The organism is Microvirga aerilata (assembly GCF_016743775.1).
In the GTDB taxonomy this organism is placed as follows: Bacteria; Pseudomonadota; Alphaproteobacteria; order Rhizobiales; family Beijerinckiaceae; genus Microvirga; species Microvirga aerilata.
This window is the reverse complement of the sequence record NZ_JAEQMY010000140.1, coordinates 1-8,804: the sequence shown is the minus strand read 5'-3', so window position 1 is coordinate 8,804 and position 8,804 is coordinate 1. Positions and strand designations below refer to the sequence as shown.

Sequence of the window (8,804 nt, the reverse complement as noted above, 5' to 3'; positions counted from 1 at the left end):
AGCGCAGTTCGCCATTCTCTTCGAAGGCCGCTTCAGGCTGGGATGATGAACCCGGCCCGTACACGGAAATTCTGGCAATTCCAACCTTGAAGGCTTCTTCGCTTTCGTTCAGCAGCGCATGGGCGATGCTCTTGCCCATAATGGCGAAATAATCTTCCACGGTCCGCTTCAGCTGCTCGTTGGTTTTCCGCCGCTCGGGCGTATCCGCGAGAGCAATGAGGGAATCCAGATCCTTCAGGGCTTCCTCTTTGGCTTCCGCGAAGGCCTTCTGATAAACGGCCATTTCCTGGAAGCGTGTTTCGATGATCAGGTTCTTCTCCTGAATCGATGCCTCGTTGACATGGGCCTTGATATCCAGGGCCATGCTGCGCCGTGTCGCGTCCACATCGACAATCTGCTGCGTTTCATGCGCCAGCGTGTCGAGGCTGATCTTGGCGAAGATGATGAGGCCGATGGTGATGGCGACCATCAGGGTCACGGGTATCGCGAGCTTCGTGATGAGTTTGAGGTTGTTCAAGACACGCATTGTCGTTCGATGGCCCGCCCGCATCGCCGCGAGAGGCGCGCGCCCCCACGACGCGCTCAACCAGGCATCTCGTTTTATAGTTGTTCTAGTTTCCCGAGGCCATTACGCATAAATACGTAATCTTGAAGTCTATCTTGTTCACATCGTTAAACATCATTCATAATTTACTTTATATTAACCCATCAGTAGGCCAACGTGAAAGCCATATGTCGCTCAAAAACCACGAGGCAGCTTTTAGAATAACTTGCCGGCCTTGGCATTGTGCAAGAAGAGCAGAGTAATCTTCGGGTTTTCCGGGGCCCGGCCATGGCCGGGCCCCGTGCAATGTTGGCAATCCTCGCACCGGCATTTGAAGGTCCCGTCAGGCAAGCTTGCGGACACCTCCATCGATGTCGTCGAGGGCAATCAGTCCCAGCCCGGAGCGAAGCTCGTCCAGGGTCGCCTGCGTCCTGTTCTGCGCGGACCGGGTGCCGGCTCGCACCACCCCAAGAACATAGCCTGGATCCCGGGCCAGAGCGGCGCGGCGTTCCCGGATGGGAGCCAAAAGCGTCTGCAGGATGTCTTCCAGGCGTCTTTTGACCACGGCGTCGCCGAGGCCGCCGCGCCGATAATGCGCCTTGAGCTCCCTCACCATGGCCTGATCCCCATCGAAAGCATCCAGGTAGGTGAACACCACATTGCCCTCCACCGTGCCGGGATCGAAGGCGCGCAGGTGGTTCGGATCCGTATACATGCGGTGCACCGCATCCCGGATCTCGTCCGGCGACGCGGAGAGGGGAATCGCATTGCCCTGCGACTTGCTCATCTTCGCCTTGCCGTCGACGCCCGGCAGGCGCCCCACGGAGGGGATCAGGGCGCGGGCCTCGGGCAGGACGTCACGGCCGATCTGCCGGTTGATGCGCCGCACGATCTCGTTAGTCTGTTCGATCAGGGGCGCCTGATCCTCACCAATGGGAACGACGCTTGCCCTGAAACCTGTGATGTCCGCGGCCTGGGCCGCGGGATAGCAGAGAAAGCCCGCGGGAATGTCGCGTCCGAAGCCCCTGGCCTGGATCTCCTCCTTGATGGTCGGGTTGCGCTCCAGCCGCGCCACGGTCACGAAGTTGAGGTAGAGGAGCGTCAACTCGGCAAGCGCCGGCAGTCCCGACTGCAGGCAGATCGTCGTCTGCGCGGGATCGATGCCGACCGCGAGGTAGTCGAGGGCAACCTCCAGCACGTTGCGGCGCACCTTGGCCGGATCGCCGGCATTGTCGGTAAGCGCCTGTGTGTCGGCCAAAAGCAGGTACTGCCGATGACTGTGCTGAAGCGCGACGCGGTTCTTCAGCGATCCGGCATAGTGGCCGAGATGAAGCGGGCCGGTGGTCCGGTCGCCGGTGAGGATGACGGGGCGCTGGTCTTTTTCCGTTGACATGGGGGCTTCTCCAAGGTGGAAGCCGCCGTGACGGGAGACCTGTCGGGACTCGAACGATGCCTGCCGCACACGGCGGCAACGTTCGTTTCAATGCATGACGACGTGCCGCTCCTGGAAGGAGCGCCACCAAAGGGCTTTGATCGGGGTCGCACAATCGTTCATGCGGGCAGTCATGCCATGGCAGGCGTGCGGGTGCAAGATGGGCCGCTAGGCTGCCTATAGAACCACGATGCCCGCATGCTTGGCCTTCTCGGCCGGCTCCACGTGAATCGTGATGAGCGCATCCTCGATATGGGCTTTGAGGGCCCGCTCCAGGCGGTCGCAGATGTCGTGGGCGTCGGTGACGCTCATGCTGCCCGGCACCACCAGATGGAAATCGATGAAGGTCATCCGTCCCGCATGCCGCGTCCGCAGGTCGTGCGCCTCAAGGGCGCCTTCCGCATTGACGGCGATGATCTCACGCACCCGCACCAGGGTCGTCTCAGGCAGGGCCTCGTCCATGAGGCCGCCGATGCTCTCCTTGATCAGGCCCCAGCCGGACCACAGGATGTTGAGGGCGACCAATGCTGCGAGTGCAGGGTCGAGCCAGCTCCATCCGGTGAGCGGAACGAGCAGAAGGCCGACGATGACGCCCGCCGACGTCACCACGTCGGTCAGGAGATGGCGCCCGTCGGCCACGAGGGCAGGCGAGCGCAGGCGCCGTCCCTCGCGGATCAGGAGCCAGGACCAGACCGCATTGATGACGCTGGCCAGGGCGTTGACCGCAAGGCCCCTTGCAGGAGCATCGATCACGACCGGCGTCAGCAGCCCGAAATAGGCCTCCCGCAGGATGGCCAGGGCCGCCACAATGATCAGGACGCCCTCGAGAACCGCGGAGAAATACTCCACCTTGTGATGGCCGTAAGGGTGGTTCGCATCGGCGGGCGTGGCGCTCAACCGGACGGCCATGAAGGCCGCGACCGCCGTCACCACATTGATGATGCTCTCCAGCGCGTCCGAATAGAGCGCAATGCTGCCCGTGATGTAATAGGCGGCATATTTCAGGACGAAAACGACGGTTCCGACGAATATGCTGCCGATGGCAAGTTTTTGAATCTTGTCCATGGCACGACACGCAAAGAGATGGCTGAACAGGAGGAGCGAGGCGACCTTATAGGGACTGTTTCTTCAAGCGCAAGCCATTGTTTTTACTTGCAATTGGTTTGCAAGTTCAGATTGCGGGCGCAACAAATCAGAGGAAAGTCAAGGCTGCGGTCACGCCCCTTCCGGAGTGTAGCATCACTCGGGGATCGCCGCTGCTTTCAGCAGGAGCTTCTTGTAATACTTGGACAGGGATGGGGCGAGGGGGCCGCAGCGCCGGATGAGATCCAATGCGTCCACCCGCCGATTGCCGCGGATGCTGTCGAGCAACTGGGGATGCAGCTCCATCAGTTCGGCGACGGCAGCGTCCTGGCGCTGGGCGGCCGGCGCGAGGATCGTGAAGATGGCCGATTCCTCCGCGCGGCCTTTCACGGCGATCTGGTCGAGCTCGATCATCACGAAATGATCCTGCAGGGCCTTTGCGGTGGCCGGGCCGAGGACGATGGAAACGCCGTATTCCTTCGACAGGCTTTCCAGGCGTGAGGCGAGGTTCACCGTATCGCCGAGCACGGAATAATCGTAGCGCCAGCGCGAGCCCACATTGCCGACCACGCAATCGCCCGTGTTGATGCCGACCCCGATGGCAAAGACGGGCGCGGCCTCGCCCTGCTCCCGGCGCAGCTCCGCGTTGAGCGTGTCGACGGCCTCCAGCATCCGCATGGCGGCCTGCGCGGCGCGCAAGGGGTGATCGGGGCTGGGCAGCGGTGCGTTCCAGAATGCCATCACACAGTCGCCGATATACTTGTCGATGGTGCCTCCTTCCGCCAGCACCGCCCCTGAGAGCGGATCGAGCAGGCGGTTGATGAGGGTGGTCAGCCGCTCCGGCTCGTCCTTCAGCTTCTCCGACAGAGTCGTGAAGCCGCGCACGTCGCAGAACAGGATCGACAGATTGCGGCGCTCGCCTCCGAGCTTCAGGGCGCCGGGATCGCGCGCGAGCTGCGCCACGAGATCCGGCGACAGATAGCGCGAAAAGGCTTCCGACACCGTGCGCCGCAGATGCCGCTCACGGGCATAGTCCAGGCCGAAGCGGGCGCCGAACACCCCGAGCGCCGCGGCAACCGGAAGGGCAGGCGGGGTCCAGACGCGCCCGAAGCGGAGCACGGCCCAGGCGCCGACGATGAAGAAGGCCACCACGAAGAAGGCCCAGAATCCCGTGCGCCAATAGATGCCCTGCCTGGACAAGGCCGCTGCCCAAAAGGCGGCCGCGATCACGAGCAGCACCATGACGAGGCGAGGCACGGGAATCACGTAAAGACCGTGGCGGAGATTGTCGAGGATCGTGGCCTGGATCTCCACGCCCGCCGTGAGGGTGCCTTCCGTCAGCGTGTAGGGCGTCGGGAAGGTATCGGGCGCGCCCACATCGGCGGAGGTCGCCGCCTTCAGGTCCAAGCCCACCAGAACGACCTTGTCCTTGAAGTATCCGGGCGGGAGGAAGTTCTCCGGGTCCAGGGCCTGATAATACGAGGCCGTCGGATAGGAGCGCGGACCTCCGAAATACTGGATCAGCGCTCCCTCGGGAGCCGGCGTGACCTGCTCACCCTTCAGGCGCAGCGCCTCTGCGGCGAAGCTGTCGGCCATGGACGGCATGCGGCGCAGATACGCGTCACCGTCGAGATGGACCGCAACCGCGCCGGTCGCCGCACCCGCATCCAGAAAGGGGTCGATGGGATTGACCCGGGTGGTCTGCACGCCCTGGCCCAGGAAAGTGGTGACATCGTCCGCCGCCAGAACCACGTCCGGGCCGATGACCCTCGCAAAGGCGCCATCGGCCTCCTCGGTCGAAGGCTCGGAGAAGATGATGTCGAAGGCGATGACCTTCGCGCCGGCTGCGCGCAGGCTCTCGACCAGCTTCGCGTGAAGCTCCCGCGACCAGGGCCAACGCTGGCCGACCTCGGAAAAGGACGGCTCGTCGATCGCCACCACCACGGCACCTGGCTCGGGCGGGAGAGGCGGCGCGATCACGGACAGAATATCGTAGAGCCGTGCCTCGATGAGACGGAACGGCGGGAAGAACTGGAGCGGGATCAGCAGGGCCGCAATGAGCCCTGCCATGACGAGATGCCGCCAGAGGGGCTCTCCGGCGCCTTGGTCGCTCGCGGCTGATCGGTTGCCATTCACCCTAGAACCGGGCCTTCACGGTAGCAGCAACGGTGCGGCCAGGGGCTGGGACGTCGAAGTTGAAGTCGTATCTATGATCGAACAGGTTCAGCGCCGTGACTCCGACCTGCAGGCGTCTGTCCGGGGTTTCCCATGTGACTGCAGCATCGGTGGTCCAGTAGGAATCCAACTGGTCATTATCATAGTTGCCTGAACTCCCGCCGATGAAGTTCTGGATCAGTGTGAATCGCAGTCGGCTTGGGTGCACGAAGGTTATGCCCGCGCGCGCGAAGCGTTCCGGAATATAGGGAACCGGCTCCCCCACTCCCCTTCCGTTCAGATCTTCCCGCGTTCTCAGAATTTCCGAGGTTGCCGCACCAACAGTGCCGAAGAGGCCGATGCCGTGGCCCAACCAGACATTGAGCGTAGCGGCAACCCATTCCGCGCGAGCCTCCTCGATTTCATCGAAACTCTCCAGCGTGTTGATCACGGGAACGTTGAGATCGTTCAATGTTTGCTGCTGATACTCCACGGCAGTGAAGATGTGGGGCGTCCATTCCGCGTCCCACCGCAGGATAAGACTCTTCGTCGGGCCGCTTGCCGGCGTATCGTTCGGGATCAGTCCGACAGTCGTTGTGGGTCCAAGGGAGTAAGTCAGGAAAGACTCGGCATTCTCAACGTAAGCCGCCCTCAGCCATTGCCCTTCGAAGGGTGACACGCCAATACCGAAGCGCGGCGACAGCCAAAACTCGGGCTTGACATCCTTCACATCAAGGAATGTCCGATGAACCCCCGCCTGGGCCTCGAACCAGTCATTCGGGCGCCATGAAAGATCCGCATAGGCACGGCCACCACGGAAGGGACTCTCCGAAGCCGCCGTATCTTGCACATATTGCTCGTATCCGCTGCCGTAGATGTTTCGGGTATTGGTGAAGCCACTGTATCGCAGCTGGCCTGCTTGAGCCTCAAGGCCATAGCGCAGATTGAAATCACCGATACCAATCGCATGGCTTACGGCTCCGACGAGGCCATCGACACGCTGTTTCTCCTGCCACAGGGTGTTGATCGTTTCAGGAAGCCCTGGAGTGGGATTGGAACTGAAGCTCCATGTCTCCCCCTTATCGAGCGTATCGTTCCGCGTGGCGAACACTGCGGCTGACAGCACGTTCCGATAGCCGAACGTATGACTCCAGCCGGCCACTCCGAAGAGCGAAGCCGCGTCTCTCTCAACATGGTTGAAGTAGTAATATTGATTGATGTCCGACAGGCCGGGCTTTCCTTCGTTCGCCCAGCCCATAAACACGAACCGGTCGGCTGCGGTCGGTGCGGTGCCGAGGCTAAAAGTGATTCCTCGTCCGCTCTCATTGTCGGCCATCAGATCTCCGCGTGCCTCGTTGGCACTCGCGGATAAACTGAAGCTCGTCGGCAAAGGCTCGTTCGAGAAGCCGTTGACCGTCACACCCGTTTCCCAGCCGACCTCACCGCCACGCGTGATGACACCGCCGCGAACCTCGGTATCCAGGAACGGGCGGCGCAGGGGATCGTAGCGTCCGATACGGCCGGCAATTGCCAAGGGATCCAGGAGCAGCCCCTGAACCGACAGGTTCAACGCGGCACTGTTCACGTCTGTGCCTTCCGCGGCACCGAGCGTGGGCTCCGTGGGAAACAGGCCCGGTCGGCTGACGATCGCTTGGTCGAAATAGCCCTGAGCCTCGAACGGATCGAAGGTCCGGTCGGCATAGAACCGCGCCCAGTCATGCAGGTTGATGAAGCGGTAGGCTTCAACCGGGTACGAGCCGCTCTGCTGGCTTACCGAAATCCCCGCATAGTCGCCGCCACGGGCACGCGAGCGCCGCAGGGCCTCGCGCGCCGCAAGGATCGCCTCGTCCGCGAGGTAGAGATCGAGGGCGAAGGCCGTGCGGAGAATCGGCACGATGGGAGCCCTCGGATCCAAGCGGTCCGCGTTGTCGAGGGTCTGCCGGGCAAGTTCGTAGTCGCCGTTCTGGAAATAGGCGTCTGCCAGGATCAACTGATCGTTAGAATGTGCGGGATTGACGGCGGACCCGGCCAGCATGGCCTCGATGGCGTCGGCCATCTTGCCCTTCTGGAGAAGATAGCGGCCGCGGGCCGAGTAGGCTGTTGGGGGATCGAGCGTCAGCGCCTTGTCGATCAGGGCACCCGCTTCCTCCACCCGGCTCTGCTCGAGAAGGAGAATGGCCAGATTGGTATAAGGAATGGGGTTCTGCGGCTCGAGTTCTAGGGCGCGCCGGAAGGCCGCCTCGGCTTCGACGAAGGCGCCCCGGCCCTGCTCGAGCAGACCGATCTGGTTCAGGAGTGCAAAATTCGGGTTGGTTCCCGTGACCTTGTAGAGGTCGGCAAGAGCCCCATCGATGTCGCGGCCGTAATCGGCTTTGATCGAGGCCCCGAAGGCGATCACGTTCGGATCGGTCGGATCGATGGCCCGAGCCCGATCATAGGCCGCGTACATGTCCTCGCGCCGGTCAAGGCTTTCGGCGAGGGACGCCGAGAGAACCGCAAGGCCGGCGTCTCTCGGGAACCGCTTTTCGGCGGCGGCAGCCTCGGCGGCGGCAGCCTTCAGGTCCTGCCGGAAGCCCGTGAGGTGGGCGCTGATTTCCGCCGTTCTGGGATCCCTGACGGGCACCTTCGGTGCAGGCGGGACGCGTTTGGGATCGGCCAGCGACGCCGCGGCATAGCGGCCATACTCGGCCCAGCCCCGACGAAGCGGATCGAGCCCGGGCTTTGCACGTTCAAACAGCTTGATCGCATCCTGCCAGCGGCGGTCCGCCCCAGCCATGAGGGCTTCCAGGTAGTCCGCGCGTGCCCGCTGCGCCTTGGTCATGGGGCGATTGCGCGCTTCGGCCAGGGGGACTGCCGCGGCACGTCGGCCTTCGGAGTTCATCAGGCTCTCGGCCAGGGTGAGCCAATCTTCCGTCGTGCGGGCTTCCGGCGAGGTAGCCTTGATCCGGGTGCTCCGCGCTTCGAACTCCCGGTTCTCCAGGGGCGATGTCGGAAGATTGATGAAAACCTCCCGAAGCGACATGTAGAACAGCATCTGCTCGCGGTCGTTGGGACTGACGAGCACGAACTTCGTGGGTGCCTGGCCGACGGCCGCCACCGCGCCCTCGCCCTGTCCCACCGTGACGGAACCCTGCGGATTGGAGAGCTGAACCACGCCTTCGAGCACAACCAGCGAGGTCTTGCCGGAGCCGTCCACCGACAGGGACCAGTCGGTGCCCCGGATGGCCGCCACGGCCGCGGGCGTCTTGACGTCGACCCCTGAGCCGCCGCGGGCCGCGCGCGCCCAGATGCTGCCGCCCTGAAGGTTGAGCTGGGTGTTTCCGGCGCTGGTGGCAACGTCGTTCACCGTGAGGGTCGAGTTGCGGCCCACGCGGATCTGGGTCTGGTCGGCGAACAGGATCGCCAGGTTGCCGATGGCGTTGGTGCGCAACGTGTCGCCGCCGACCACGTTCTGCTGGATCTGGGCCGCGCGCCAGAGATCCTCGCGCACGAACCGCATTTCCTCGCCGCCCTTGGCGGCGACGATGGCGCCTGCGGCCGGGTTCTGACGCGGTACAGGAGACTGAGCCCCAGCGTCGGCAAGGGAGAGGG

At 63.2% G+C, this 8,804-nt stretch carries 5 protein-coding genes; all 5 read right to left on the bottom strand.

The genetic code is table 11. The features are described 5' to 3' along the window. Positions 1 to 526: MCP four helix bundle domain-containing protein (locus JKG68_RS29515; protein WP_202065693.1), on the bottom strand; the 526-nt coding region annotated here is incomplete at its 3' end. Positions 527 to 887: 361 nt separating this feature from the next. Beyond that, positions 888 to 1,937 (bottom strand): tryptophan--tRNA ligase, encoded by a 1,050-nt coding sequence (gene trpS / locus JKG68_RS29510; protein WP_202065692.1) that lies wholly within the window; start codon positions 1,935 to 1,937, stop codon positions 888 to 890. A 216-nt stretch (positions 1,938 to 2,153) separates the two neighbouring features. Next, on the bottom strand, positions 2,154 to 3,041 hold the full coding sequence (locus JKG68_RS29505) for a cation diffusion facilitator family transporter (protein WP_202065691.1): 888 nt from the start codon (positions 3,039 to 3,041) through the stop codon (positions 2,154 to 2,156). A gap of 174 nt (positions 3,042 to 3,215) precedes the next feature. Beyond that, positions 3,216 to 5,129, bottom strand: a complete 1,914-nt coding sequence (locus tag JKG68_RS29500; protein WP_202065689.1) for a CHASE2 domain-containing protein — start codon at positions 5,127 to 5,129, stop codon at positions 3,216 to 3,218. Positions 5,130 to 5,196: 67 nt separating this feature from the next. Beyond that, positions 5,197 to 8,804 (bottom strand): FecR domain-containing protein (locus tag JKG68_RS29495; protein WP_202065688.1); only part of this gene is annotated, 3,608 nt, incomplete at its 5' end.

Excerpts from the sequence above, each read along its gene's own strand:
- trpS (WP_202065692.1), bottom strand. The coding sequence starts at position 1,937 with ATGTCAACGGAAAAAGACCAGCGCCCCGTCATCCTCACCGGCGACCGG.
- JKG68_RS29505 (WP_202065691.1), bottom strand. The coding sequence starts at position 3,041 with ATGGACAAGATTCAAAAACTTGCCATCGGCAGCATATTCGTCGGAACC.
- JKG68_RS29500 (WP_202065689.1), bottom strand. The coding sequence starts at position 5,129 with ATGGCAGGGCTCATTGCGGCCCTGCTGATCCCGCTCCAGTTCTTCCCG.